Raw genomic sequence first — 25,747 nt, 5'->3', positions numbered from 1 at the left:
CCCACCCTGGCCAATTATTTGCCCACAGTCACCTCACAATCGTGGGTCCGTAGACTTAGCCGATTTAGTGCAATGCCCCACCGATGCCCCTAGACTCGATCCACAACGTCATTCACCAGCTAGAGCAGCAGCCCCGGTGGCGCAGCCGGGGTCAGTTTCGCCTTGTGCTCAACCAGTGGGCGGCAGTCGTCGGAGAAGGGGTAGCCCGCCAGGCCGCCCCCGTGCGCCTCGATCAAGACGTGCTCCATGTCGCCGTGGTCAACCCCATGTGGGCGCAGACCCTCACGCTAGAGCGGCTGCGCATTCTCGCCAAGCTCAACGATCGCCTCTCGCTGCACCTCAGCGACATTCGATTTTCTAGCGGCGACTGGTATCGGCAAAAAAAATCAGCTCAGCCCGGCCAGAACGCAGCTTTATCTGCTCCATCCCTGGAAGCACTCCCCGAATGGCTACGGCAGCACCCCTGCTTTGAGCCTCGGGCTATTCCTCAGATTCGGCAGCGACCCGAAACCGCCGCAGAGAGTTTTGAACGCTGGGCGGGCATGACCCAGCAGCTCGCCGCTCACCAGCCTCTCTGCCCCCAGTGCCGCTGCCACTGCCCCAGGGGTGAGCTCCAGCGCTGGGGCCTGTGCAGCATCTGTGCGGTGAAAGGCTTCAAAGGCCCGGTGGGGCGGCATTCTGCATGACCGGCTCAACGCCAAATACCTGAGCAAAACTCTCCACTAGCACCGGAAGCACGGCGTCTACCGTCACCTCAGGGCAATAGTGAGCCAGGCTACCGACGGCCTTGTCGGCAATACCGCAGGGCACGATCGCCTCAAAGCCCGCCAGATCGGGGCACACGTTCAGCGCAAAGCCGTGCATGGTCACCCAGCGACTGACCTTGATGCCGATCGCCGCTAGCTTGCGATCGCCCACCCACACCCCCGTCAACCCCGCCTGTCGATCGGCATTGACCCCAAACTTTCCCAGGGTCAACATCAGCACCGCTTCGAGCTGGCGCAGATACCAGTGCAGGTCGCACTGGTGTTGTCTGAGGTTGAGAATCGGGTAGCCCACCAGCTGACCGGGGCAGTGGTGGGTGACCTCGCCGCCCCGCTCAATGCGAAACAGCGGGTAGGGCAAGTCTTCTGGCGGTAGCTTAAGAAAATCTAATGTTGAGCCCTGGCCCAGGGTGTACACACCGGGGTGCTCGACCAGCAGCAGGCGATCGGGCTGGGGGCGATCGCCGTGGCGCTGTACCAACGCTTTTTGCCAAGCCCAAACCTCGGCAAAGGGCCGCAGCCCGAGGTTGTAGACTTCGCAGGAAAGCATTGCCCCCCGGTGGTTTAGCTCCATTTTTGTCAACCGTAAATCAGCGCAAATAGCTGGCTTTCGAGAATTTTGCAATCAAGAATTATCAACCCATGCAAAGGATTCTAACGGAGGCTGTTGCGCAGAATACAAGGTGTTAGGGTGAACTCATGAGGCGACGTATCAAGGAGTCCGCTTTATGAAGCTGGTAATCCACGGCAGAAATATCGAAATCACAGACGCGATTCGGGAGCATGTAGAACTAAAAATCCTCAAGGCGGTGAGCCACTTCAAACACCTGACCAATGAGGTTGACGTCCACTTATCGGTCGCCAAAAACCCCAGAATCGAGGCCAGCCAGTCCGCAGAGGTCACCCTATTTGTAGATGGAGCCGTTGTTAGGGCTCAAGAGAGCAGCGAAAATCTCTACGCCAGTATCGACTTAGTGGCTGACAAAATCAGTCGCCAACTGCGCAAATTCAAAGAAAAGCGCAACACTCGCATGCAGGGCACCCTGGGCAAAACCACTGAGGCTTACCTCAACGAAGCCCCCGCCACAGACGTCACCCACGTACTCACCAACAGTGAGCCACAGCTTCCAGAAGAAGTGGTGCGTAGCAAATACTTTGCCATGGCCCCCATGACCGTGGCCGAGGCCCTAGAGCAGCTAGAGTTGGTCGACCACGACTTCTATGTGTTTCTCAACGTAGAAACCGACGAAATCAACGTGGCCTACGAGCGCAACCACGGCGGCTATGGGTTGATTCAACCCCGCAAGCCCAATCAAAACGGCCAGCTCAACGGCAGTGGCCACAAAGCCCACCACCCCGCTGAAGTTAGCGCCAACAGCTAACCTGTCTCCTACCAGGTTAGGAATCCTGTAACCGCAAAAACCCGGTTTCTTTAGCCCAGCTTAGTTCTACTGTGCTTGGCCTAAAAGAAACCGGGTTTCTTTGCTCTATACGACTCGCCCCGAGCCTTGTAGGGTGGTCACTGTCCACCATGAGATTAATCCACCGACGACCTACAATAGCAGCAAGCAATTTTTCCCCACCATGGTTCGGACCCCGGCCAAACCCTTGACTCTAGACGAGTTTCTGCAACAGCCAGAGACCAAGCCCGCCTGTGAATACATCGACGGCCAAATTCTGCAAAAACCGATGCCCCAAGGCCAGCACAGCACTATCCAAGGCGAACTTGTCACAGCGGTCAATGCGGTAACTAAGTCGGCAAATCTAGCATGGGCTTTTCCTGAACTGCGCTGCACCTTTGGTGGGCGATCGATTATTCCAGACGTGGCAGTCTTTCGCTGGGATCGTCTGCCCACCAACAGCGACGGCACTATTGCCAATACTTTTAGTGCCTCTCCTGACTGGGCGATTGAGATTCTCAGCCCCGAGCAGTCGTCTACCCGGGTGACCAGCAACATTTTGCACAGCCTCCGCCACGGGGCGCAGCTCGGCTGGCTGATCGACCCTAACGAGCAACTGGTGCAAGTCTACTATCCCGATCAACCGTTGGCTTCGCTAGAGGAACCGGACGATTTGCTGGCAGTCCCCGATTTCGCCCAGGGGCTATCGCTGACCGTGGGGCAGATCTTTGGCTGGCTGCGGGTCGGCGGATAGAGAGCCAAAACCTAGCGATTAAAAACCCAGTGCCTGCTCTGGGAAGCACAGACTATCTGTGAATCCTGAAGTAGGCACCGGGTTGCTTTTGCGAAACAGTCTAATTTGCAGAAGCCGCAGCCAGTAAAGGCTCGACGCCGCCCTTGGCATCGAGGGCAAACAGATCGTCACAGCCGCCGACGTGGTGGTCGTTGATGAAGATCTGAGGCAGCGATCGCCGCCCATCGGCCCGCTTAGACATCTCGCTGCGGGCTACCTCATCGCCGTCAATAGCGTATTCGGTGTACTCAATGCCCTTTTGATCGAGCAGTCGTTTGGCGCGAATGCAGAAGGGGCAGCTTCTCCAGGTGTAAATTTCGACGGTGGGGGTCATGGTACGTCTCCGATGCGTTTAAGGTTCTTTACAGATTTTAACTCCCCTTCAATGCATGGGCGATCGCATCCACCACCCGCGACACCTCCACAATCTCTAGCCCGTCTACCTTGACCGATTGCCCCTTGGGCACGATCGCTCGCTTAAAGCCCAGCTTCGCCGCCTCCTTCAGCCGCAGCTCTAGCTGCGAAATAGGCCGCACCTGGCCACCTAAACCCACTTCGCCAATGAGGACGAGTTCGGGGTCTACCAGGCGATCGCGAAAGCTGGCCACCACCGAGATCGCAATCCCCAAATCCGCCGCCGGTTCCCCCACCGCCAGCCCCCCTGACGAGGCGACGTAGGCATCCAGCTTTGAGAGGGGAATGCCCACCCGCTTCTCCAGCACCGCCAAAATTTGTAGCAGCCGGTTGTACTCTACCCCCGTGGTCGAGCGCCGGGGCGAGCTGTAGCTGGTGGGGCTGACCAGCGATTGCAGCTCCACCACCAGAGGCCGAGTGCCCTCGCAGGCGACGATGGTGGCAATACCCGGCACCTGCTCATCGCGATTGCCCAAAAACAGCGCCGAGGGGTTGCTGATCTCTGCCAGGCCGCGATCGACCATTTCAAACACCCCCAGCTCGTGGGTAGCTCCAAAGCGGTTTTTGACCGATCGCAGCAGGCGGTGGCTGGCAAAGCGATCGCCCTCAAAGTACAGCACCGTATCGACTAAGTGCTCTAGAACTTTTGGGCCTGCGATCGCCCCTTCCTTAGTTACGTGCCCGACGATAAACAGCGAAATATTCGCCCGCTTCGCCAGCTGCATCAGCGCCGACGTACATTCCCGTACCTGCGACACCGACCCCGGTGCCGAGGTCAGCGCCGCATAGTACAACGCCTGAATGCTATCGATAATCGCCACCGTCGGCTTTAGCGACTCCAGCTCCATCAAAATGGTCTCTAAATCAATCTCCGGCAGCAAAAACAGCTGCGAATCCACCGCCTCCACCCCAGCGGCCTCAGACTCTTCCAGCTCCGCCGCTGCTTTTCCCTCGTCCCTCGTCCCTCGTCCCTTTTTCCCCTTAGCCTTCTTCTCCCGACCCTCTACGCCATCCCCCCCAACTCCCTCACCCCCCACCGGCCCCAGCCGCTGCCACCGCAGCTTCACCTGCTGCCCCGACTCCTCGGCACACACATACAACACCCGTAGCCGCCCCGCTAGCTGATTCGCCACCTGCAACAGCAATGTAGACTTACCAATCCCCGGATCGCCCCCCAGCAGCACCAGCGACCCCGGCACAATGCCGCCCCCTAGCACCCGGTCTAGCTCGCCATAGCCCGAGGGCAGCCGCGCCTGGGGATGATCTTGAATCTGCTCTAGGGTCAAGGCCAGTCGGGGCTGACTGGCCTTAGTTGCGGTGGCCCGGCTGCGCCCCAGCGTGGCGGCTCTGGCATGGGTGTCTTTGACCGGCTGAGCCTGCTCCACCATCGAGTTCCAGCTGTTGCAGGTGGGGCAGCGGCCAAAGTACTGGGGCGACTCAGCCCCGCACTCATTACAGACAAAAATTGACCGCGATTTAGCCATGGTTATTACTCAGGGGGGGGCTGGCAGTGTGGGAAACTCAATCAACCCAGCTTTTCGGTTTCTGGTTTACAGCACTGGCTGCAAGCCAACCAAGCAACCGGGTTTATAGTATGTCTGATCTAGTAAAATAGACTCTATGGTGCATGAATACTTTCCTCTGCCGCCATCGGTTGACTCCTCCGATCTATAGAGATTGGCCAGGGGCAAGCCCCATACTTGAGCCACTAGTGACTCTAAAACTCCAGCGCTAGCCCGCAATAAACCTTAAAAAAGCCTGAAGCAGAGCTGTTCCAGGCTTGCCGCATGAATCAATAAACACAGGATAAGCAAGCGTCGTAAGTCCTAGTCTTCCCAACGTTTCAGGAGGCTGACCCAGCTACACCCACCCTGTCGCAGTCCACATCGACTAATTAGCTTTCAAAAGTTAATTATTAAACGTTGCGATTGTTTATAGAATATGACGTTACGTAGGGAGCCTTGAGAGCCTTGGAAAACAACAAAGAAAGAATTCTGGTGGTCGACGACGAGGCCAGCATTCGCCGCATTCTCGAAACCCGCCTATCGATGATTGGCTACGACGTCGTCACTGCTGCCGATGGCGAAGAAGCCCTAGAGACCTTTCGCAACACCGATCCAGACCTGGTGGTGCTGGATGTGATGATGCCCAAGCTCGACGGCTACGGCGTCTGCCAAGAGCTGCGCAAAGAGTCTGACATTCCCATCATCATGCTCACCGCCCTGGGCGACGTGGCCGATCGCATCACCGGTCTAGAGCTAGGGGCCGACGACTACGTGGTCAAGCCCTTCTCCCCCAAAGAGCTCGAAGCCCGCATTCGCTCGGTGCTGCGCCGGGTCGACAAAACCGGCATGACCGGCATTCCCAGCTCCGGCGTGATCTCGGTCAACACCATTCGTATCGACACCAACAAGCGCCAGGTCTACAAGGGCGACGAGCGCATTCGCCTCACCGGTATGGAGTTTAGCCTGCTAGAGCTGTTGGTCAGCCGCTCGGGCGAGCCCTTCTCCCGCTCCGAAATTTTGCAAGAGGTGTGGGGCTACACCCCCGAGCGCCACGTCGATACCCGCGTGGTCGATGTCCACATTTCCCGACTGCGGGCCAAGCTCGAAGACGACCCCAGCAACCCCGAGCTGATTCTCACTGCCCGAGGTACTGGCTACCTGTTTCAGCGCATAGTAGAACCCGGCGAAGAATAGTCGGTGGGGTAGTCTGCTAGAATTTGCTCAGGTTTTTAACAGATGTAACCGATGGGCTTTAACCGGGCACGCATTGCCATTGACGCTATGGGGGGAGACTTTGCCCCCGGCGAGATTGTTGCAGGTGCCATTCGCGCCAAGGCCGAGCTAGAGGTCGATGTCGCCCTGGTGGGCGATATTGATCAAATTAAGGCGTCAACGGCTAGCCCTGACCAGCTGGCAGGTATCGAGCTAGTGCCCGCCGAGGGCAGCATCGAGATGCACGAAGAACCGCTGAGCGCTCTGCGCAGAAAGCCTCATGCCTCGATCAACGTGGCGATGGATTTGGTCAAACGCAATCAGGCCGACGCAGTGGTGTCGGCGGGCCACTCAGGGGCGGCTATGGCGGCCGCACTGCTCCGCCTGGGGCGGCTTAAGGGCATTGACCGACCGGCGATTGGGGCCGTATTTCCCACGGTGGTCGCCAATAAGTCGGTGCTGATTTTAGATGTAGGGGCCAACGTAGATTGCCGCCCCAAGTATCTAGAGCAGTTTGCCATGATGGGCACGATCTACTCCCGCTACGTGCTGGGGGTCGAGCACCCCAGGGTTGGGTTGATCAACATTGGTGAAGAGCCCAGCAAGGGCAATGACGCAGCGCTGAGAGCCCACCAGCTTCTAGAAGAAAATCCCAACATTCCTTTCGCGGGCAATGCCGAGGGGCGAGATATTCTCTCAGGTCAGTTTGACGTGGTGGTGTGCGACGGTTTTGTGGGCAACGTGCTGCTCAAATTTGCTGAGGCGGTGGGTGAGTCGGTGCTGCAAATTTTGCGCGAAGAGCTGCCCCAGGGCGTGCGCGGCAAAATTGGCGCGTCGATTCTCAAGCCCAACCTGCGCCGCATTAAGCAGCGGGTTGACCATGCCGAGCACGGCGGTGGCCTGCTGCTGGGGGTCGCCGGGGTGACGGTGATCAGCCACGGCAGCTCCCAGGCACCCTCGGTGTTTAACGCCATTCGCCTGGCCAAAGAGGCGGTCGACAACCGTGTTCAAGACCGTATTCAGGCGCAGTACCAGCGGGTTGCCATGCCCGCAGCAGACGGAGAATAGCCCGTGGAACAGTTTATGCCCGGTGTGTCCGTGGTGGGCAGTGGCTCAGCTTGCCTGACCGTACAGCTCAGCAATGACATCCTCAGCCAGCGCGTCGATACTTCCGACGAATGGATCGCCACTCGCACTGGCATCCGCCAGCGGAGCGTCGCCGCTCCCTCTGATTCCCTGACTTCCCTGGCTACCGAAGCCGCTCGTAACGCTTTGGATATGGCCCAGGTAGGTGTCGATGAGGTAGATCTAATTCTGCTGGCTACTTCTACCCCCGATGACCTGTTTGGCAGCGCCTGTCGGGTGCAGGCGGCCCTGGGGGCAACTCGGGCTGTGGCCTTTGACCTGACGGCGGCCTGCTCAGGGTTTGTCTTTGCCCTGGTGACGGCGGCGCAATACATTCGCACTGGAGTGTTTAAGACCGTGGTGGTGGTTGGCGGTGACGTGCTCTCGCGCTGGACCGACTGGGACGATCGCACCACCTGTGTGCTCTTTGGCGACGGCGCTGGGGCGGTGGTGCTGCGGGCTACTGAGCGCGATCGCCTGCTCGGCTTTGAGCTGTGCAGCGATGGCTCTCTCAACCACTGCCTAAATCTGGCCTACCAAGCCGAATCAGCGCCCTTGGTGGACGATATTACTGTCCAAAAAGGCAGTTTTGCCCCCATCACCATGAACGGACGCGAGGTCTATAAGTTTGCCGTCAGCCGCGTACCTGAGGTGATCGAAAAAGCCCTGTTTCGCGCCCATTTGGGAACCAGCGACATCGACTGGCTGGTGCTGCACCAGGCCAACCAGCGCATTCTCGACGCCGTGGCCGATCGCCTGGGGGTGTCCTCCGAGCGGGTGGTCAGCAACATGGCCCGCCACGGCAATACCTCGGCGGCCTCGATCCCCCTTGCCCTCGATGAAGCGGTGCGATCGGGGCGGGTGCAGCCGGGAGACAGAGTTGCAACCGCTGGCTTTGGGGCTGGCCTCACCTGGGGGGCTGCCATCATTGAGTGGGGGGGCTAGCCCTTACAGGCTAGTCTGGAGGGTATAGCACCAGCTGAGGGTGAGCTGTCCAGATTGGCAACCGGCTCCACTGTCGAGCCGATGTAGATTAATGGTGGTGCCCTGGCGCAGGGCAGCGATCGCCGGAGCGTAGGTTTCTAAATCGCCATCGATCAGAGTCGTCAGCTCAGCCACCGTCAGGGGCGATCGCCAGGGGTCATCGGCGATATCTACGGCGGCGGTGGCGGCGAGAGCCTGAGGGCTGGTGGGCAATAGTCGCCCCCGGCTAAGATCAACGATCCAGCTGTGGCTGGAGGTGACGAGATGTAGGAGCGGTCGGAGATGCAGGCTGCCCTGCTGCCAGCTGAGGCCGGGGGGTAGCACCTGGGCCAAGACGCCGCCCATCAGCTGCATGACTCGTTCTGAGCTTTGGGCCAGGTACCAGCGCAGCCGGGGCCACACATCGGCCACCAGCACCGGCTCGTGGACAAAGGTGTGCTTAAACAGACCATTGGCCCCCTGTACCAGGTCAGTGGCGGCGTAGGTAACGAGGTTACAGAGCGCTTCCCGCTGCTCCCAGGGGGTATCGGGCAGCAGCTGGGGCAGGTGCTGGGTCACCATGCGCTGAGCACAGGCGGTGAGAAAGGCTTGAATCCAGCTTTCGTCGGTGAAGGTAAGCCAGTCACCCAAGACCCCAGCGGTAGCATCATCGGTGCCTTCGACGGTGCTGGCAAAGTCATCTAGGGTGAAGCCCGTGGCGGGGGCGGCCTGCTGCCCAGAGCCGGGTGGTAGATAGAGAGCGCTGGGCATCGCCTCAGGATCGCGGTCAGAGTCGCTTGCGTAGGGCTGAACCGGCCCTGGAGTTGCCATTTTGGCCAGGTGCAAATGCAGGTGCAGAGTGGCGGGTTGCCAGGGCTGAAAGGGGCGTAGGGTCTCTACCGCATAGCCGTCTGCCAGCAGCGCGACTAGGCCTGGCTGAGTGTGGCCAACCAGACTAATGATCTGCCGGAGCAAGTCGCCGCAGAGCATGGGTTGGCTATCGAGATCGTTTTCTAACAGGCTAATTTCGGTGGTCTCGGCCAGGTAGAGAGGTGGCACCGGGTCGGTTTGGGTGACCAAGTCGAGGGCGTAGCTGGTTTCGTCGACGGCGAGCACCAGCACTGGCACCAGCCGCATAATGTGCATGACTCCCTGGGTATCGGGGCTGTAGACGCGGGCCTGGACTCCTTCGATCAGGCGCATGATTTCGTAGCTGCTGCTGGCCAGCATCCACAGCAGGTGGGGCACCAGGGCTGGGACAGGGAAAATGGTGCTGGCGAGGGTTGGGGTAGCTGCTGCGGTGTCTAGGGTTTCTAGCAGCTCGGTGGTCTCTTCGCTGAGGTAGAGGGCCAGGTTTTCGGCGGTCTGGGGTAGGTCGGTGGGCCAGCCGCCAGTGGGCGATCGCAGCACCATGGTCTGCACCACCAGTTGCTCTAGGGCAGATGCGATCGCCGGCACCTGCCCCAGCGGATCGCGCTCAATGGCCAAGGGCACCATGCGACAGACGGCATTGCTCAGGGTAGAAGCTGTTGCGCCCGGTAGGCCAATGGCCTCTGCCTGCAACCAGGGGGTCAGCGATCGCACAGCGGATGAAACCATAGCAGCGACGGGGAAATTGAGAGATCTCCCTAGAGAGTGCCTATTTTTTAGGCGAAAGCCACAGGGTGTTGCAAAAGTATGGGAAGGAGGACAACTTTGGCTTACCAGGCGACGTAGGGGAGTTTGGCCGCCGTAGCGCGAATGGTGTCGGCATTGGCGACCAGCTGGCCGCTGGCATCCCAGGTGCCAGCGAGAAAGGCCTGGCGCACCCCCTCGGGCATAGAGACTGGCTCAGAGGCGCTGCCAAAGGTCACCGTCTGGGCGGCAAGGTCGAGGGTGATAGGGGTCGTGGGGTTGGCCTCTAGAAAGGCTTGCACCCGGGTAACCACATCGGCACTGGCCGTCAGGCAGGGGATGCCGATCGCCACACAGTTGCCAAAGAAAATTTCGGCGAAGCTTTCGCCCAGCACCGCTTTAACCCCCCAGCGGGCGATCGCCTGGGGGGCGTGCTCCCGCGATGAGCCACAGCCAAAGTTGCGGTTGACGGCCAAAATGCTGGCGCTTTCGTACTGGGGCTGGTCAAAGGGGTGATCGCCATTGAGGGCACCGCGATCGTCGGCAAACACCTGGTCGCCCAGCCCATCAAAGGTGACGCATTTGAGAAACCGAGCCGGAATGATGCGATCGGTGTCAATGTCGTTTCCCTGAAGGGGAATGCCGGTGCCGGTGATCTGTTGTATCTGCGCCACTGCGATCGCTCCTTACCTTGAGGCCTCTAGCCTCTTACCAACGGGTTGCTGAATAGCTTAATCATAGTAGCGCCTTGATGCCGCTGAGGCAGACGTGGCATTAACGTTAATTGGAGATGTGTGAAGCCGCCATCGCCACTGCCTTAAACCCTCAGTAATCTGAGACAATAACCCCGGCATACCCCCTAGACGGCCAGGAGAGCAATGAAAGCAGCAGATCAACAGGTCATCGGCGTCGATTTGGGCGGGTCTGCGATCAAGCTGGGGCGCTTTACCCAGGCGGGTGAATGTCTGGCGGATCTAACCGTGCCGACCCCTCAGCCCTCGACCCCCGAGGCCGTGATAGCGGCGATCTCCGCCGCGATCGCCACCCTCGACCCCGATCGCGAAGCCATGGCCATTGGCGTGGGCACCCCTGGCCCTGCCGATGCGGCGGGGCGGGTAGCCAGGGTGGCGATCAACCTGGCTGGCTGGCACGACGTGCCCATCGCCGACTGGCTCGAAGCCCAAACCGGTCGCCCCGTCACCGTGGCCAACGACGCCAACTGCGCCGGTTTGGGCGAGGCCTGGCTGGGGGCCGGTCGCCCTTTTCAAGACGTGCTGACCCTGACGCTGGGTACTGGCGTGGGGGGAGCGATTATTCTCGACGGCAGGTTGTTTGTAGGCCGCACCGGCACCGCTGGAGAGCTGGGGTTGATCACCCTCAACCCTGAGGGGCCACCCTGCAACAGCGGCAACCGGGGTTCTCTAGAGCAGTACTGCTCGGTGCAGGCGATCGCGCGGGAGACGGGGCTGACCCCGGCAGACCTCTACGCCAAGGCAAAGGCGGGGGACGAAGGGGCGATCGCCTTTTGGCAGACCTACGGCCAATGGCTGGGCGCAGGCATAGCTAGTCTGGTCTATGTGCTCACCCCCGAGGCGGTGATTGTGGGCGGCGGCATCAGCGCCGCCGCGGATCTATTTTTGCCCACCACCCTGGCGGAGCTAGAGACCCGGGTGCTGCCCAGCTCCCGCGAAGGCATGCAGCTGTTGGTAGCCGAGCTAGGCAACCAGGCGGGTATGGTCGGGGCTGCCCGCCTGGCGCTGCAACGCTTTGGCTGACCTGGCGGTATGATTTGGCATGGCAGCGCCTAGTAAGGAGATTTCTAGGCAAGAAGATACCCCCTGTAGGGGCGCAGGGCCTGCGCCCTCGGGAAGACGCAAAATCTTTGGGTATTTTCTCTGTCAGATTTGTCCTAAGTCACCCAGTAAGTCGTTTGGCGGTAGTTGACGTTGACTGACCTGCCCACCCAGGAGATTTGGAAACAGGCTCAGGCCGGGCAGATGGCGGCAATCGCCCAGGTGATTGCCGCCCAGCTCAGGGCCGACCAGCGCCAGCCGCCAGTGAAAGTGGAGGTATCTCGCCGCGATCGCACCCTCTATGTTTTTCTCACCGCCCCTCAGCTGCCCCTGCCAGAGCAAGACTTGCAGGCGATCGTTCGAGTTATTCAGACGCTGAAGTTGTCAGATATCGAGCATCTGACTCTACTCGACGGCACCGAGCAGCGGCTGATCGACCGCTGGCAGCGATCGGTGAGTCTTATGATTGCCCCTCACCCAGGGGTAGAACCTATTTCCCCGACCATGGGGTGGGATCGATCCCAGGGGGAGGCAAGTGCTGATTCAGGGGATTCCTCCCGCCATTGGCCATCTTCGCGACAGCCCTCACCCCTGCGCCTCTCCGAGAGGGGGTCTGAGTCTGGCTCCCCTTCTCCCTGGGGAAGAAGGGAGAAGGGGATGAGGGCAGAGGTCGCGGGCCTAGAGCATCCTCGCCGGAATGTCTCTAGGCGAACTGCTTTGCTGCGCTGGCTGGCACTACCGGCGATCGCTACGCTGGGGTTTGGGCTGGCGGCGGGGATGGCCCAGTGGCACTACAGCCAGCGGCCCAGTACGCTTGTAGAACCCTCTGCCCCAGCCTCTCTGCCCCTTCCGGCCCAGTCAGCTGCCGTCGCCTCACCACCTTTGGCGGCGGCGGCGGAGAGGGCGGATACTGCTGCGATCGCCCCCATTGCCCTCACCATCAAGGCGGTGGGGGATATCATTCCCGGCAGCGACTATCAGCGCTACCGTCTGCCCGACGACTGGCAGTACTTGTTTGGCAGCATTCAGTATCACCTGGGCGATGCCGACCTCACCTTTGGCAATTTTGAGAGCACCCTCACCGAGGTGCCCCGCAGCGCCAAAGACACCCGCCGGGGCAATACCTTTGCCTTTCGCACCCCGCCCTGGTACGCCAGCGTGCTCAAGGAAGCAGGCTTTGACGTCTTGAGCGTGGCTAACAACCACTCCATGGATTTCTTTCAGCAGGGCTTTGACGACACCATTCGCCATATCGAAGAGGCGGGCATGCGGGCGGTGGGCCGTCGCGACGAGATTTTGTATGTAGAGTCGCGGGGGCTGACGGTGGCCTTTATTGGCTTTAGCACCTACGCCGAGCACAACCGGGTGCAGGATATCGACCATGCGATCGCCCTGGTGCAGACCGCCCAGTCTCAGGCCGACATCGTTGTCGTCTCGTTCCACGCGGGCAAAGAGGGCACCGACGCCACCGCCACCCGCGACCAGACCGAGTATTTCTTCTCAGAAAATCGCGGCAACGTGGTGCAGTTTTCGCGCAGCGTTATCGACCACGGGGCCGACCTGGTGCTGGGCCACGGCCCCCACGTGCCCCGCGCCCTAGAGCTTTACAACAACAAGCTGATTGCCTATTCGCTGGGCAACTTCGTCGGCTATCGCAGCCTTTCTACGGTTGGTCCCCTGGGCACCTCGCTGATTTTACAGACCGACCTCGACGCCCAGGGCAACTTTGTGGGCGGGCGCATCATTCCGGTGGCCCTAGACAAAAACGGCGTGCCCTACCGCGATGACCACTTTGGTGGGGTAGTGCTGGTGCGCCGGTTGACCCGGCAAGACTTTCCTGAGACAGCTCTAGAGATCGACGACATGGGGTATGTCTCGCCCCGGTAGGGCTAAGTTCTCTAGACCCCCGGCATTCCCCAAAAATATTTCCTACAAGATGTGTAGACATCGCCTCAGGCACTCCCCCAGCGGCTACAAAAGATCTGTTGTGAGAGGAAAGTCTCTGTGGCAAAACTACTGCCGGTCGGATGTTTGCTGGCTCTGGCGGCCTGGCTATGGGCCATCCCTACTGCCCTGGCGGCCCCCTGCACCGCTAACTGCGGGTCAGGTCAAATTCAGTTTACGCCGGGCGATCGCATCACCGTGCAGGTAGTCAATGTCGGCAGCCGCCCCCTCAGCCTAGAGCAGCCCCCAATGCTCGGCCCCCGGTTGCTCTACACCGGCAACACCGTAGAAATGCAGATCGGCTGGACAGCCCAGCCCAACCCATCATTCTTTTTCTGGTCTCAGGAGCGGCTGCCCGTGCGCGCCCGACTCCATCGCCCCGCCCCCAATACCCTGCGGGTGGAGGTGTTTAGCGCCCCTAGCGAACCCAGCAACCGCAGCGTCATCATCGAAGCCGATGGCCGAGTTTTGCTGCAATAGTGGCGTTATCTGTAGCGGTGCACCCGCTGAGTACGATATTGCGCCCTGGGTAGAGGCAAGGGCAGAGGAATAGCGGCGGAGAGGCTTGATCCAGGACTGGTTGGAGGAGCTATATCAGCCAGCCTGCCAAGAGGCTGCAATTGAAACCGACCTGCCGTTCAAGCATTTCCCTGCCGTCTGTGGCTATAGCTGAGATCAGATGCTCGACGAGACCGCTTGCCCTGCGGGAATCGTTAAGAATTGGTGCTTCCTTCTGGTGTGTAGGGCGCTTGCTTGGGCTGATTCGATATCGTGGAATTGGGAGTTACGGCGCATTGGGCCATAGCATTTTTTATAGGGTTGAGGAGTTCAGTTAGAGTAACCGCGATCGCCCTCTGGGCCGGTCTTTGACCATCGCACCTTTAAAGGAGGCAGCCATGCTAACAAACTCTCCTATTACCACGATGTTGCCCGTTGTCGATTTAGATCGTGCCAGACGCTTTTATGAAGATAAGCTAGGCCTAAAACCCCAAGGATTGAGACCAGACGGCAAATTTGTGTATGGGTGTGGTACCGGAGCCTTGATTGCGCTTTTCCCGCAAGCATCAGGCACTAAAGCTGACCATACCGCGATTAGTTTTCAGGTTGACCATATCGAGTCAGAAATTCAAGAGCTTGAACAACGCGGCGTTGTTTTTGAAGAGTACGACTTTCCAGAGTTGCAGACCGTCAACCATGTTTGTGTGCTGGGTTCTGAAAAAGCCGCCTGGTTTAAAGATACAGAGGGCAACTTTCTCTGCATCCATGAAGACCTCAACTAGACTTTGAGGTCAGGGCGCAGTTAGCCTAGCCAATTTTGGATGGGTAACGTTAGGTTTGGCTGTACTCCTAGATCAGACCATTGGGCATTCGCGATAGTAGCCGATGTCGGCACACCGGCTGTGCTACTAGTGGCACTTAGCCCAGCAGAGCCTGGCAGCTAGGGCAGATGCCGTAGACCGTAAACTGACAGTTCAGCAACGAAAATCCTCGTGACTGGCTCTCGCTGCGGCCCACCTGACCCATGATGGCGTCTTCAAACTCTTCCACATTGCCGCAGTCGACGCACACCAGGTGGTGGTGCTGATTCATAAAGGGGGTGTTGAGTTCATAATACTTTCTGCCTTCGGCTAGCTCTAGCTCTTGCAACAGCCCCAACTGCACCATCACGTGCAGCGCTCGGTAAATGGTGGAGAAGCTAATTTTTTCGCCCTGCTCGACTAACTGCTGATGAATTTCTTCAGCACTGAGATGATGCCCCACGGCAGAAGACTGAAGTAGATCGAGAATTTTTTGCCGCTGGCTGGTAAACCGAAACCCCTCTTTATTGAGAGCAGTTTTGAGCCGTTCAGGCTCTGGATTGAAGCCGGGTAGCGCTGGGTCTTGATCCATTGTCTTTTGGGGGCGGTTAAAAAAGGCAGTGATGTTGGTCATATCAATCACAGCGTTGTCATCTGGCGAAGGGCATACTGGAGAAGGACTTGGGGGCAATTCGCGAAACGATTGCTATGGAAATCGCATCAAGCTTTTTACCTCTAGCAGCTTTTGTTGAAAGTCGCTTTCGATATAGAGTCTTGACCTATCGAAAACCATTTTCGATATAGAAAAATGACGCTATTGAAAACCATTTTCGATATTCACATTGAGGATCATTTTTTGTAGTTTTCTATAGGTTTTAGACAACTAAAGTTATTCGCTAGATTCAAAAAAATACGGTAGGCTCAGGGGGCGGCCTAGGGCTGTTTTTATTACGACAACGGGGGATGCTTATGCCTATTACCGAAACACTGCTGCAAACCTACGGGGAGGTGGCAGACAACCCAATTTTGCTGGAGAAGTCGGTTACAGAGCCCATCGTTGATGGGCTGGCGACGGTCTACGCCAGCTTTGTGGCTCTGTCGTTGCAGTACCAAAAGCACCACTTTGTGGTCGAGGGTTCGGAGTACCACATGCTCCACGACTATTTTGAGGAAAGCTACGATGCCGCCAAAGGCCATGCCCACGAGGTGGGCGAACGCCTGCACGGGCTGGGGGGTGTGCCGCCTCTGAGCTTTGGCAAATTGGCTGAGCTGTGCTGCTTCGATATGGAGGGCGACGACACCTACCGCTGCCGCATCATGATCGACCACGACCTCAAGGCCGAGCAGTCGCTGATCGAGTTGATTCGTCGGCTGGCGGCTCAGGCCGAGAGTTTGGGCGATCGCGCCACCCGCTACCTCTACGAGCAGATTCTGCTGAAAACCGAAGAGCGAGCCTACCATCTGGATCACTTCCTCACTCCCGACAGCCTCAAACTGGGCTGGTAGCTCTGGTGCAGGGCTAGATTCCAGGGTTCTTTTGGGGGTAGACAAGCGTCTTGGTCTATCCACAGCAAGAACCCTGGAATCGGTCGTGCCAAGGCTTTTCTATCACCTAGAGAGTTCTTTCTCAAAAAATCGCTCACTCTCACCCCTACGGCCCCTACGAATCGAGATACACCGTCCAGATAATCCAGCTTGACAGCGCCACAAAGACCACAATCACCAGCCAGTGATCCCACCGCTGGGGGTCAAACGCCTCGGCACTCATCGCTTGGCATCTAGCCGTGCCAAAGCCTCGGTGGGGCTGGCTCGGTGCAGCATTTGGCCATTGGGCAGGCGCAGGTTTGGCCCGTGTTTGCAGTCTTTCATGCAGCCCGTAGCCTTGACTGAGACATGGGCTAGATCGGGGTTGCTGTCTACGGCCGCTTGCAGAGCGTGGTAAATTTGGCGACCGCCCTGCTTAAAGCAGGTGCCTTTGCTGCACACTTCAATGCACACCCGTTTTTGCTTGGGTTGAGCCAGGTCTGCAACGGGGGCAAGGTCACCCCACTGCTGCCGCAGCGCTTTGGCCTCGCAGTCGGGTAGGGGCAAGATGTTCACGGCCCGCCAGCGATCGCCCTCTAGATACGCCCAGACCTGAATAAATTCACCCGGTGCCAGCTCGCGCACCAGCATAGGCCGCAGATATTTCGGCAGTTTAATGATGTATTCGTCAGGGCCGACCTGTAGCACTAGGCCTTTAATTTTGCCCTTGTCAGAGCGGTAGACCCCGGCGTACTGGCCCTTGAGCACTTGCCCCGTGGGTTTGGTGGGGCCAAGCTCTGCTAGAGCGGGGGCGGAGATGGTCTTCATCGTGGGCTCCTCTGCTGCCAGCAGCGATCTAGATGGTCAGTCAGGGCTGGCTTAGACCGGGTGGCCGTTTGCACCACGCTCCACACCAGCAGCGCATCAGTGGGGGTAGAGATAGCAACGGTGAGAGGATGGCTACGCCCGTAGCGGCAGGTCAGGCCCAGGTCTTGTAGCCGACGGTAGACGACCCATCGGCCAATGGGGTCTAGCTCAGCCATGGCAATGACAAGGGGGCTCTGATCGGGCTCCTGGGCTGCCCCTAGGGCGTTGGGTGTTAAAGCGTGCATATTAACTCGACTGACTCTCCATAGTAGTGACCGCGATCGGCCTAGGCTTATTGAAACTTGCTCTGAACTAAACCACTGCGATCGCAATTCTATGAGCTTGAGAAGTACCTACAACCCATAGCCGACAGGCATTGCAGTGATATATCAAGAATTTCTAAACGCGAGCCCTAGGGACATCGACTTCTATCGTTATTGACTTTCGTTATTACTAAGATACCCAACCTCTGCTGCTAATGCAACAAGTTGTCAATAAAGATCGCCTATTGCGATGGCGGTCAGAGCCGATTGAGTGCCGCAATAACATCGTGGATAGGCAATGCCCGATACAATTCCACTTGATGAGCAGCTACTGCGATCGCCCCATGCCCGCCCTCAACAAAACCGCCGCCCAGCGCGATCTATTAATGAAGGCCTATCAGCAGCTCTCTCCCGAGGAGAAGGAACTGTTGCAGCTGCTTTCGCTGATCTACGCCCCTGTGGCCAAAGCCAGGCTGGTAGACATCTGCAATCGCTACCTGAAAATCGTTCAGAAAAACTTGACCAGCATCAATCAGGTGAACCCCTTGCTCACGCGGCTGTCGCGCAAGGGGTTGATCGCGTCGGCGGGCAGCCAGGGCAACCATAGCCACCCCCTAATCACCGAGTTGCTGACCCGCGATGCCGTGGCCCAGGGCCGCTTTGAGCCGATGGTAACTGCGATCGAAGCAGCCATGCCCATTCGCACCCACGGTTGGAATAAAGACCTACTGCTCTTTTCTAACGCTGACGAGTTCCTGCGCGAGGTGCGCATCGGTGTCTACCGCTACGACTGGAAATTTGTCAAAAAGCAGTTCGAGAGCTTCTACAGCAACCCCTACAATGCTGGCCGCATCGCCATTTCAGAAGTCTATGCGCTGATTTGCGACAACCCCTTCGATCGCGACTGGTTTCTCACCCTCAAACGGGTTCCCGAGCTGTACGAAGCCGTCCTGGGCAATCTCTGCCGCAGTTCCTTTACCGACCTCGTTCCCAACGATCACTTTTTTGAGCTGCTCCACGACGAGTGCAGCCAGTCCAACTCTACCGCCAGCGATCGCCTCAAAAGTATCTGGATCGAGCAACTCATGGTTCGGGGCCGACTGGCAGAGGCCGACACCGCCCTAGAGCGCTACGCCAAAGACGACCCGATTGAGCAATTGCTGTACCAGAGCTGGCTTGATGGTCTGCGAGGCAACTACCCCCAAACCGTCGAAGATGGCCGCGTCGCCCTCAAACTGCTGAAAAAAGACACCGGCAAGCGCAAGATCTACTTCGACAATCTGCCCGGCATCTTTTTGCCCCTGGGGCTGCTGCAAGAGGGCTCCCCCGCCAGCCTAAAAGAGGCCGAGGGCTATGCCCACATCATCGCCGAGCAGGCCCACCGCCACGGGCTGAGCGTGATCTACAACTGCCTGGAGAAGGTGGCCCAGACGCTCCAGGGCAACACTACCGCCAAGCGCTACCTCACCAACACCCCCGTCAGCGACCTCGACAACAACACCAGCATTGAGGTGCTGATCGACATGATCTGCCTCTACTGGGTGGATGTGGAAAACGCCCAGGAGCGTCTGCCCAGAATGACCCAGGCATTTTACCAGGCCGCCGCCGACTCTGGTTACGACTGGCTGGCCCTCGAAGCCGCCACCCTGCTGCTGCGCCTGGGCGACAACACCTACAGCCCTAAAGCCAAAGCCCTGCGCGAAAAAACCGGCATTGCGCCCCTGGTGGATATTCTCAAACCCAAACAGCCCTGGGAACTGTCGCTCACGGCGCTGATCGGCCTCAGCCCCACAACGCCTTCCCAGCAGGCTAAGGCCCCCGCCGCCAGCGACTATCGCCTGGCCTGGTTTATCACCTACTACTCTGAGCAAAACTGGCAGCTCCAGCCCAAGGAGCAAAAGATCAGCGTCAAGGGCGGCTGGAGCAAAGGCCGCGCGATCGCCCTGCGCCGCCTCAAAACCGAGATTGCTAGCTTCAACTACCTGACGACCCAGGATCGCGAGGTCTGCTCCCACCTGACCCACGACCCCTACGGCTACGGCTACGACAATTACCGCTTTCCGGCCCCGGCGCTGCTGGCGCTGGTGGGCCACCCCCTGGTGTTTTGGGAAGATGCTTCCACAACTACGGTCGAGGTGGTGAAAGGGGAACCCGCCCTCATGGTGCGCCAGACTAAAGCAGGCAAGCTGGCGATCTCGCTGACCCCAGCGGTGGAGGGCAAACAGGCGATCGCCCTCATCAAAGAAACCCCCACCCGCCTCAAGGTGATCGAGTTTACCCCCCAGCACCACCGCATTGCCGAGGTGCTGGGGCCAAAAAATGCCCTCGAAGTGCCCGAAAACGCTAAAGATCAGGTGCTCGCCGCCATCAACGCTGTGGCTGGGCTAGTCACCGTGCATTCTGACATTGGCGGCGGCGTGGCCGATGCCGAAACGGTGGCAGCCGTGCCCCAGCCCCACCTGCACCTGCTGCCCGCAGGCGAAGGGCTCAAGGTTTCTCTACTCACCCGGCCCTTTGGCGACGACGGTCCCTACTACCGCCCCGGCACGGGTGGCGAAATGGTGATCGCCGAAATTGACGGTAAGCGCCTGCAAACCCACCGCAACCTCAAAGAAGAAAAGAAACTCGCCCGCGCTCTCGAAAAAGCCTGCCCCACCCTGCAACGTTTAGAAGATACCGCCGGGGAATGGCTGATCGACGACCCCGAAGACTGCCTGGAGCTGATTCTAGAGATTCAAGACGTGGGCGACCAGGCGGTGGTGGAATGGCCCGAGGGCGAAAAAATACGCATCGCCAACCGGGTCAGCCTCAGCAATTTCAAGATCCAGATTCAGCGGCAGCGCGACTGGTTTGCCGCCAGCGGCGAGCTGCAAATTAGCGACGACGAAGTGATGGGCATGAAGCAGCTGATGGAGCTGCTCGACGCCTCCCCCGGTCGGTTTGTGAAGCTGGCCGACGGCCAGTTTCTCGCCCTCACCCAGGAGTTTCGCAAGCGCCTCGACGATCTGCGCGCCTACTCCGAAACTAGCGGCGACGGTGTGCGCTTCCATCCCCTGGCCTCGCTGGCGATGGAGGACTGGATGGATGAAGTGGGCCAGCTCAAGACCGACAAGCACTGGAAAGATCATCTCAAGCGGCTGAAAGAAGCTAAAGATCTCAAGCCCGAGCTGCCCTCCACCTTGCAGGCCGAGCTGCGCGACTACCAGGTTGAGGGCTTTAGCTGGCTGGCGCGGCTGGCCCACTGGGGCGTAGGGGCCTGCCTGGCGGACGACATGGGCCTGGGCAAAACCCTGCAAGCCCTGGCGCTGATTCTCACCCGCGCCCCCGAGGGGCCAACGCTAATTATTGCTCCCACCTCGGTGTGCATGAACTGGCTCAGCGAGGCTGAGAAGTTTGCCCCGACGCTGAACCCGATGCAGTTTGGCAGCGGCGATCGCCAAAAAGTCCTGGACAACCTCCAACCCTTTGACCTACTGGTGTGCAGCTACGGCCTGCTGCAACAGGACGACGTGGCCGATATGCTGGCCAAGGTCGAGTGGCAGACCATTGTGCTCGACGAAGCCCAGGCGATTAAAAACTCCGCCACCAAGCGATCGAAAGCGGCGATGAAGCTCCAGGGCGGCTTCAAAATTCTCACCACTGGCACCCCGATCGAAAACCACCTGGGCGAGCTGTGGAACCTGTTTCGCTTCATCAATCCCGGCCTGCTGGGGTCGCAGGATCAGTTCAGCACCCGGTTTGCCAATGCGATCGAGCGCAACCAGGACAAAGCGGCCCGCAACCGCCTGAAAAAACTGATCCAGCCCTTCATTCTGCGGCGCACCAAAACCCAGGTGCTCGACGAACTGCCCGCCCGCACCGAAGTTACCCTTCAGGTCGAACTCAGTGCCCAGGAGATGGCCTTCTACGAAGCCCTGCGACGAGAAGCCGTGGAAAAACTGGCCGACCCCACCATCGAGTCGGGCACCAAACACCTGCAAGTGCTGGCCGAAATCATGAAGCTGCGCCGCGCCTGCTGCAACACCCGCCTGGTCAAAGGCACCACCGCCCTGCCCAGCGCCAAGCTCGAAGCCTTTGGCGAAGTGCTGGAAGAACTGCTGGAGAACAACCACAAGGCCCTGGTCTTCAGCCAATTCGTCGATCACCTGAGCATTCTGCGCGAGTTCCTCGACGGTCAGAACATCAGCTACCAGTACCTCGACGGTAGCACCCCCGCCAAGGATCGCAAAAAGCGGGTCGATGCCTTTCAGGCGGGCGAAGGCGACGTGTTTCTCATCAGCCTCAAAGCCGGGGGCACCGGGTTGAATCTAACGGCGGCGGATTACGTGATCCACATGGACCCGTGGTGGAACCCGGCGGTGGAGGATCAGGCCAGCGATCGCGCCCACCGCATCGGCCAGCTGCGCCCGGTCACCATCTATCGCCTGGTGGCCAAAAACACCATCGAAGAAAAGATTGTCGATCTGCACAAGCAAAAGCGCGATCTGGCCGACAGCCTGCTAGAGGGCACCGACATGAGCGGCAAGATCTCCACCGAGCAACTGCTGCGATTAATCAGCGAGGGGTAGAAGGTTAACCCAGAAAACCGTGTTTCTATGCAGTAGGCCAAAACTCTGTGCTTTGGCTAAAGAAAAACTGATTTCCGTCCCAGGGCAAATACATACTCCTTTGAAAATCCTTAAGCTTTTTCCTACAAGAAATTGAGATTTCCTATATGGTGTGTGTCTACCCCTGTGGCTCACCTAGGCTTTGTTGACCTCAAAGCCTAGATGAAGTACCATGATGATGAGAATTCAGGGTAATCTGTATATCGATCGAAAGTAAATATAATTCTGGTCTGTTCAGCATGCTACGGAGCAGGGTGATAGTAGCAAATGTATCTACCAGTTTCCGGCGATCGAGTTAGATTATTACTCTGCCAACCATAAGCATTGCTAGTGAATAGCCCGGCAGGTATAGATCCTTGAGTGATGCACTTCTTGGTTTTGGGCAGAGGAATTGGTTTTTAAGAGGTTGTGCTTTGGGGGCGAACGGTTTCTATTCACGCACTGGCGTGATTTTGTTTTAATAATCATAGATGTCTGGGTAGTTTCGGCGTGATGCAAGGGAAGTAAAGTTGTGAACACAAGCAAAGTGCTTAAGGGTGTTGCTCTAGCAAGCTTTTCAGCGCAGTGGGTTCTTGCTGCTGTTGCAAGCACCAGCAAGAACCCTTCTCAAAGAGAAAAGGCTGGAAAGATTATGCAAAGCGCAGCTGAGGGTATTAAGACGGCTCTCAAGAGTTGATAGTTTCATTACACTGGTGTATGGTTAGAAATTATTACTCTAAGAAAGCAGAGCCTAGGCTCTGCTTTTTCCTGTATAGGAGTTGTTAGCACATGGAAAGTCGCTAGAGAGTGAGCATAGGCTGATCAGCCGAAATCAATTTGCTTCCAAACTGATAAAAATGCCACATCGATAGGAACGTTTTAGTCAAAATCAATTTGTCTAAATTAAAGACTCCGTGAAGAGTATTGAAAATGGCTCAAAATCGCACTGCAATTATTATTACTACTGTAGCAACTTTGGCAACTGCTTTTGGGGCTAATGTAATTTTCCCAGACCTATGGCAAAGGCTAGTTTTTAATAATAGTTCTGATCCAGTCGTTGAGCAACCAGTTCAACAGCCAGAAGAAATCGATGTTGAGTTTATTGTTCGTAATGCAGACGATGAAGGCATCAAAGATGTTCAAGTCACATTTGTGTTTGATGGCGCACCTACTTCCAGAAAAACTGATGACAATGGTTATGTAGTCATCACAGTTCCTAGGAGAAACGATATCGAAGTAACTCTTAACAAAGATGGATTCAAAGCCCGCAGAGAAATTCTGAATTTACGGGCTGATGAAAAGAGGACGTTTCCAATTTACTTGGAGGAGGTAGAAGAAGCTTTGGCACCTTCTTCTACGCCTCAAAATCCTCCTGAGCTTACACAAAAAGATATAAGTGGTTTTTGGAATTTAGACATAGATGTTAAGAGAGATACTTGGGGTGGTGACTCCTTAAGGAGAGAGAGCTACAGTTTCGTTGCTTACATAAAGCAAGAAGGTAACGAACTTACAGGATATTTATCGGATGGAAGCTCTAGAGCTTGTGTTGGTGAAGATGAAACATTGATATATGGCTCAATACAAGGTCAAGATGTTAGTTGGGAAGTTGAATATTTGGGTGAATGCTGTCATGGTGCAGCCATGGGATTCACTGGAGAATATGTTGCTAGCACTGGTGCGATTATAGGAAAAATGCAGCCTACCAAGGACAAAAAAACTGATGATGTCTGCACTTTGCTATGGGCAGATGTTTTCATGACGCAAGGTTAGTGCTTGATTAAGACGTGCATGTAATAGGCAGTAGAGGATTGCTTGATTCACTTGTCATTTGCTATAGAGATTTGTGGATTTGAATAATGAATTATTCTAGAAAAATTTCAGAAAAATCGTATTTAATGATAGGCGAAAGCCGTGAAGTAAAAAGATTTCCAAGAAGAAGCAAGGGAAGAAATAGCTTTCTCTCGTTTTTGGATAGGGTGTTGCGCTCAGCTTCTATAGCCATTATTGGTGGTTATCAGCGATATATTTCACCAATGAAGGGATACTCATGTGCGCATCGAATTTTGCACGGCGGAGCTTCTTGCTCGGAGTATGTGAAGAATACTCTTTCCGACAAAAGTATGTTTGAATCTATTCTTCTTGCTAGAGGAAGGTTTAGGGACTGTAGTATCGCATCTCGCTCATATTCAAGTGAAGTTATTGGGCCGGGGGGGGAAGGAGAGCTAATTAGTCAGTGCTGTTGTGGTCTTTTGGGATTATTAGGTTGTGAAGCACTCCGCAAGTCAGGAAGATAGAGAGCTTTGACATACAGTTATTCTTCACAACTCTCAACGCTCTTAGCGCTGTCAAAGGTAACTAGAAAGTGAAGAGTAGATCTTTGAAGGAACTGAAGCTTTTGTCCTGGTTATTGACTTAAACAATAATGTGCTGATTTCTGCCCCTCGGCAAGATTAGCCTACTATGATCACTGCTATAGATAGAGCTAAGCACTTATGCCTGCGTTCCTCACGTCCTCCTAACAGGCTCTCCTACAACGGCTGGTGGATACAGGCCGATTTCAAAATGCCAGTAAAGCTTTAGAAGCCGCACTTCACTTGCTAGAAAAACGAGAGCAGCATTATCAGCAATGGCTACAAGATGCACGGCAAAAAAAGCTATTGGATCAGATTAGATTGCTATTGGATCAAATCAGTTAGATCGCGGTGAAGGGCTCGGCGGTAACGCTGTAATTGATCGAGTTAGAGATTGTTAGAATTATCAGCGGGTATCGCGACCTACCGTCCCTGTTTGAGTTAAATGGTGAAGATTAAACCTAACCTGTTAGACCAGTTGTTCATCAGACAAAAATGTTTTCTCAACCCACCCGCAAGCGCTTTGGTCAGCACTGGCTCACCGATGAGAAGGTGCTCCACCGCATGCTGGAGGCTGCCGCTGTCACTCGCCAAGACACCATCTTAGAAATTGGCCCTGGCACCGGAGCGTTAACCCGCTGGCTGCTGCCCCTGGCCAACGCTGTAATCGCGGTAGAAATCGATCGCGACCTGGTGCGCAAGCTCAACCAGCAGTTTGCCAAGCACGATAATTTTCGCCTGGTGCCGAGCGATATTCTTGAGCTAGATATTGCTGCCGTCTCGCGGGACAAACACTTTGACTTTGGCCTGCCCAACAAGGTGGTGGCCAACATTCCTTACTACATCACCGGGCCGATTTTAGAAAAGCTGCTGGGCACACTTTCGGCTCCAAACCCCAAACCCTACGACAGCATTGTGCTGCTGGTGCAGAAAGAAGTGGCCGAACGGCTCTACGCGCGTCCAGGCCGCAAAGCCTTTGGTGCCCTATCGGTACGGGTGCAGTATTTAGCCGATTGTGAGCTGGTTTGCCCAGTGCCCGCCCGCGCCTTTCAGCCGCCGCCCCAGGTTGACTCGGCGGTGGTGAAACTCACCCCTCGCCCGCCCGCTCTTGCCGCCAATGACCTGGTGGGCTTTGAGCGATTGGTCAAGCTGGGCTTTGGCAGCAAGCGCAAAATGCTGCGCAACAACCTCAAGGGTGTGGTAGAACGCGACGACCTGGAGGCGATGATGACAACCCTGGGCATCGAGCCCACCGCCCGGGGTGAAGACCTCAGCGTTGAGCAGTGGGTGGCGCTGAGTAATACAATCCTGAAGCAATCACCCTGATGTTC

Annotated in this window: 23 protein-coding genes; 15 read left to right on the top strand and 8 right to left on the bottom strand. The window is 57.0% G+C overall.

Annotation, left to right across the window (positions count from 1 at the left end; genetic code table 11):
• The first annotated feature begins 83 nt into the window (after positions 1–83).
• Complete coding sequence (locus tag AC0QKW_RS13640) at positions 84–686, top strand: DciA family protein (RefSeq protein ID WP_473151620.1); 603 nt, start codon at positions 84–86, stop codon at positions 684–686.
• Here the strand turns inward: AC0QKW_RS13640 and lipB are convergent.
• Positions 655–1,314: a lipoyl(octanoyl) transferase LipB gene (gene lipB / locus AC0QKW_RS13635; protein WP_473151655.1), complete on the bottom strand. Its 660-nt coding sequence runs from the start codon at positions 1,312–1,314 to the stop codon at positions 655–657. The two genes, AC0QKW_RS13640 and lipB, sit on opposite strands and share 32 nt — an antisense overlap.
• Positions 1,315–1,492: 178 nt before the next feature.
• Between lipB and hpf the strand changes: the two genes are divergently transcribed.
• Both hpf and AC0QKW_RS13625 read left to right on the top strand, forming a co-directional pair.
• Positions 1,493–2,146, top strand: a complete 654-nt coding sequence (gene hpf, locus AC0QKW_RS13630; RefSeq protein WP_473151619.1) for a ribosome hibernation-promoting factor, HPF/YfiA family — start codon at positions 1,493–1,495, stop codon at positions 2,144–2,146.
• Positions 2,147–2,348: 202 nt separating this feature from the next.
• The gene (locus tag AC0QKW_RS13625) at positions 2,349–2,918 is read left to right on the top strand and encodes a Uma2 family endonuclease (protein ID WP_473151618.1); all 570 of its coding nucleotides are present in this window, start codon (positions 2,349–2,351) and stop codon (positions 2,916–2,918) included.
• 100 nt (positions 2,919–3,018) lie between these two features.
• Here AC0QKW_RS13625 and grxC read toward each other — a convergent pair whose 3' ends face one another.
• Both grxC and radA read right to left on the bottom strand, forming a co-directional pair.
• A complete protein-coding gene (gene grxC / locus AC0QKW_RS13620) occupies positions 3,019–3,291 on the bottom strand; it encodes a glutaredoxin 3 (protein WP_473151617.1) in 273 nt (90 codons plus the stop codon).
• Between the two features lie 37 nt (positions 3,292–3,328).
• A complete protein-coding gene (gene radA, locus AC0QKW_RS13615; RefSeq protein WP_473151616.1) occupies positions 3,329–4,855 on the bottom strand; it encodes a DNA repair protein RadA in 1,527 nt (508 codons plus the stop codon).
• Positions 4,856–5,341: 486 nt separating this feature from the next.
• Between radA and rpaB the strand changes: the two genes are divergently transcribed.
• The 3 genes from rpaB to AC0QKW_RS13600 are packed head-to-tail and all read left to right on the top strand — an operon-like array spanning position 5,342 to position 8,158.
• A complete protein-coding gene (gene rpaB / locus AC0QKW_RS13610; RefSeq protein ID WP_323349235.1) occupies positions 5,342–6,070 on the top strand; it encodes a response regulator transcription factor RpaB in 729 nt (242 codons plus the stop codon).
• A gap of 51 nt (positions 6,071–6,121) precedes the next feature.
• Entirely contained in the window at positions 6,122–7,156 is a 1,035-nt protein-coding gene (gene plsX / locus AC0QKW_RS13605; protein WP_473151615.1) for a phosphate acyltransferase PlsX, read from the top strand.
• Positions 7,157–7,171: 15 nt separating this feature from the next.
• Entirely contained in the window at positions 7,172–8,158 is a 987-nt protein-coding gene (locus AC0QKW_RS13600) for a beta-ketoacyl-ACP synthase III (RefSeq protein WP_473151654.1), read from the top strand.
• A 3-nt stretch (positions 8,159–8,161) separates the two neighbouring features.
• On the opposite strand, the gene AC0QKW_RS13595 is transcribed toward AC0QKW_RS13600, so the two are convergent.
• On the bottom strand, positions 8,162–9,775 hold the full coding sequence (locus AC0QKW_RS13595) for a hypothetical protein (RefSeq protein WP_473151614.1): 1,614 nt from the start codon (positions 9,773–9,775) through the stop codon (positions 8,162–8,164).
• A gap of 101 nt (positions 9,776–9,876) precedes the next feature.
• Positions 9,877–10,464 (bottom strand): 3-isopropylmalate dehydratase small subunit, encoded by a 588-nt coding sequence (gene leuD / locus AC0QKW_RS13590; RefSeq protein WP_473151613.1) that lies wholly within the window; start codon positions 10,462–10,464, stop codon positions 9,877–9,879.
• Between the two features lie 204 nt (positions 10,465–10,668).
• On the opposite strand from leuD, the gene AC0QKW_RS13585 reads away from it, so the two are divergent.
• The 4 genes from AC0QKW_RS13585 to AC0QKW_RS13570 all read left to right on the top strand — a co-directional run bounded on the left by AC0QKW_RS13585 (position 10,669) and on the right by AC0QKW_RS13570 (position 14,807).
• Positions 10,669–11,565 carry an ROK family protein gene (locus AC0QKW_RS13585; protein ID WP_473151612.1) on the top strand — a complete coding sequence of 299 codons (897 nt, stop codon included), beginning with the start codon at positions 10,669–10,671 and terminating at the stop codon, positions 11,563–11,565.
• 171 nt (positions 11,566–11,736) lie between these two features.
• Positions 11,737–13,470, top strand: a complete 1,734-nt coding sequence (locus AC0QKW_RS13580; RefSeq protein ID WP_473151611.1) for a CapA family protein — start codon at positions 11,737–11,739, stop codon at positions 13,468–13,470.
• Between the two features lie 117 nt (positions 13,471–13,587).
• Positions 13,588–14,007 (top strand): hypothetical protein, encoded by a 420-nt coding sequence (locus AC0QKW_RS13575; protein WP_473151610.1) that lies wholly within the window; start codon positions 13,588–13,590, stop codon positions 14,005–14,007.
• 416 nt (positions 14,008–14,423) lie between these two features.
• Positions 14,424–14,807, top strand: a complete 384-nt coding sequence (locus AC0QKW_RS13570) for a VOC family protein (protein WP_473151609.1) — start codon at positions 14,424–14,426, stop codon at positions 14,805–14,807.
• 136 nt (positions 14,808–14,943) lie between these two features.
• Here AC0QKW_RS13570 and AC0QKW_RS13565 read toward each other — a convergent pair whose 3' ends face one another.
• Positions 14,944–15,459: a Fur family transcriptional regulator gene (locus AC0QKW_RS13565; RefSeq protein ID WP_473151608.1), complete on the bottom strand. Its 516-nt coding sequence runs from the start codon at positions 15,457–15,459 to the stop codon at positions 14,944–14,946.
• 335 nt (positions 15,460–15,794) lie between these two features.
• Between AC0QKW_RS13565 and dpsA the strand changes: the two genes are divergently transcribed.
• Complete coding sequence (gene dpsA, locus AC0QKW_RS13560; RefSeq protein ID WP_473151607.1) at positions 15,795–16,331, top strand: DNA starvation/stress protection protein DpsA; 537 nt, start codon at positions 15,795–15,797, stop codon at positions 16,329–16,331.
• 258 nt (positions 16,332–16,589) lie between these two features.
• Here the strand turns inward: dpsA and AC0QKW_RS13555 are convergent, their stop codons facing one another.
• Complete coding sequence (locus tag AC0QKW_RS13555; RefSeq protein WP_473151606.1) at positions 16,590–17,177, bottom strand: (2Fe-2S) ferredoxin domain-containing protein; 588 nt, start codon at positions 17,175–17,177, stop codon at positions 16,590–16,592.
• Positions 17,174–17,461, bottom strand: a complete 288-nt coding sequence (locus AC0QKW_RS13550) for an Asr1405/Asl0597 family protein (protein ID WP_473151605.1) — start codon at positions 17,459–17,461, stop codon at positions 17,174–17,176. Before AC0QKW_RS13550 ends, AC0QKW_RS13555 begins: the two co-directional genes overlap by 4 nt.
• A 362-nt stretch (positions 17,462–17,823) precedes the next feature.
• On the opposite strand from AC0QKW_RS13550, the gene AC0QKW_RS13545 reads away from it, so the two are divergent.
• From AC0QKW_RS13545 to rsmA, 4 genes are all read left to right on the top strand, one after another.
• Positions 17,824–22,047: a DEAD/DEAH box helicase gene (locus AC0QKW_RS13545; protein WP_473151653.1), complete on the top strand. Its 4,224-nt coding sequence runs from the start codon at positions 17,824–17,826 to the stop codon at positions 22,045–22,047.
• A 948-nt stretch (positions 22,048–22,995) separates the two neighbouring features.
• Positions 22,996–23,835 (top strand): hypothetical protein, encoded by an 840-nt coding sequence (locus tag AC0QKW_RS13540; protein ID WP_473151604.1) that lies wholly within the window; start codon positions 22,996–22,998, stop codon positions 23,833–23,835.
• 86 nt (positions 23,836–23,921) lie between these two features.
• Positions 23,922–24,359, top strand: a complete 438-nt coding sequence (gene yidD, locus AC0QKW_RS13535; RefSeq protein WP_473151603.1) for a membrane protein insertion efficiency factor YidD — start codon at positions 23,922–23,924, stop codon at positions 24,357–24,359.
• Positions 24,360–24,911: 552 nt separating this feature from the next.
• Complete coding sequence (gene rsmA, locus AC0QKW_RS13530; protein ID WP_473151602.1) at positions 24,912–25,742, top strand: 16S rRNA (adenine(1518)-N(6)/adenine(1519)-N(6))-dimethyltransferase RsmA; 831 nt, start codon at positions 24,912–24,914, stop codon at positions 25,740–25,742.
• The last annotated feature ends 5 nt before the right edge of the window (positions 25,743–25,747 follow it).

Source organism: Pseudanabaena sp. PCC 9330, assembly GCF_055795045.1.
Note: the sequence above shows the minus strand (reverse complement) of the source record. Positions and strands in the feature narration are given on the sequence as shown.

Coding starts and splice junctions, on each gene's coding strand:
- AC0QKW_RS13585 (WP_473151612.1), top strand. CDS start 10,669: ATGAAAGCAGCAGATCAACAGGTCATCGGCGTCGATTTGGGCGGGTCT.
- AC0QKW_RS13540 (WP_473151604.1), top strand. CDS start 22,996: ATGGCTCAAAATCGCACTGCAATTATTATTACTACTGTAGCAACTTTG.
- AC0QKW_RS13565 (WP_473151608.1), bottom strand. CDS start 15,459: ATGACCAACATCACTGCCTTTTTTAACCGCCCCCAAAAGACAATGGAT.
- hpf (WP_473151619.1), top strand. CDS start 1,493: ATGAAGCTGGTAATCCACGGCAGAAATATCGAAATCACAGACGCGATT.
- AC0QKW_RS13555 (WP_473151606.1), bottom strand. CDS start 17,177: ATGAAGACCATCTCCGCCCCCGCTCTAGCAGAGCTTGGCCCCACCAAA.
- AC0QKW_RS13600 (WP_473151654.1), top strand. CDS start 7,172: ATGCCCGGTGTGTCCGTGGTGGGCAGTGGCTCAGCTTGCCTGACCGTA.
- yidD (WP_473151603.1), top strand. CDS start 23,922: ATGAATTATTCTAGAAAAATTTCAGAAAAATCGTATTTAATGATAGGC.
- AC0QKW_RS13550 (WP_473151605.1), bottom strand. CDS start 17,461: ATGCACGCTTTAACACCCAACGCCCTAGGGGCAGCCCAGGAGCCCGAT.
- AC0QKW_RS13625 (WP_473151618.1), top strand. CDS start 2,349: ATGGTTCGGACCCCGGCCAAACCCTTGACTCTAGACGAGTTTCTGCAA.
- rsmA (WP_473151602.1), top strand. CDS start 24,912: ATGTTTTCTCAACCCACCCGCAAGCGCTTTGGTCAGCACTGGCTCACC.
- AC0QKW_RS13545 (WP_473151653.1), top strand. CDS start 17,824: ATGCCCGCCCTCAACAAAACCGCCGCCCAGCGCGATCTATTAATGAAG.
- dpsA (WP_473151607.1), top strand. CDS start 15,795: ATGCCTATTACCGAAACACTGCTGCAAACCTACGGGGAGGTGGCAGAC.
- radA (WP_473151616.1), bottom strand. CDS start 4,855: ATGGCTAAATCGCGGTCAATTTTTGTCTGTAATGAGTGCGGGGCTGAG.
- grxC (WP_473151617.1), bottom strand. CDS start 3,291: ATGACCCCCACCGTCGAAATTTACACCTGGAGAAGCTGCCCCTTCTGC.
- lipB (WP_473151655.1), bottom strand. CDS start 1,314: ATGCTTTCCTGCGAAGTCTACAACCTCGGGCTGCGGCCCTTTGCCGAG.
- plsX (WP_473151615.1), top strand. CDS start 6,122: ATGGGCTTTAACCGGGCACGCATTGCCATTGACGCTATGGGGGGAGAC.
- AC0QKW_RS13570 (WP_473151609.1), top strand. CDS start 14,424: ATGCTAACAAACTCTCCTATTACCACGATGTTGCCCGTTGTCGATTTA.
- AC0QKW_RS13640 (WP_473151620.1), top strand. CDS start 84: ATGCCCCTAGACTCGATCCACAACGTCATTCACCAGCTAGAGCAGCAG.
- AC0QKW_RS13595 (WP_473151614.1), bottom strand. CDS start 9,775: ATGGTTTCATCCGCTGTGCGATCGCTGACCCCCTGGTTGCAGGCAGAG.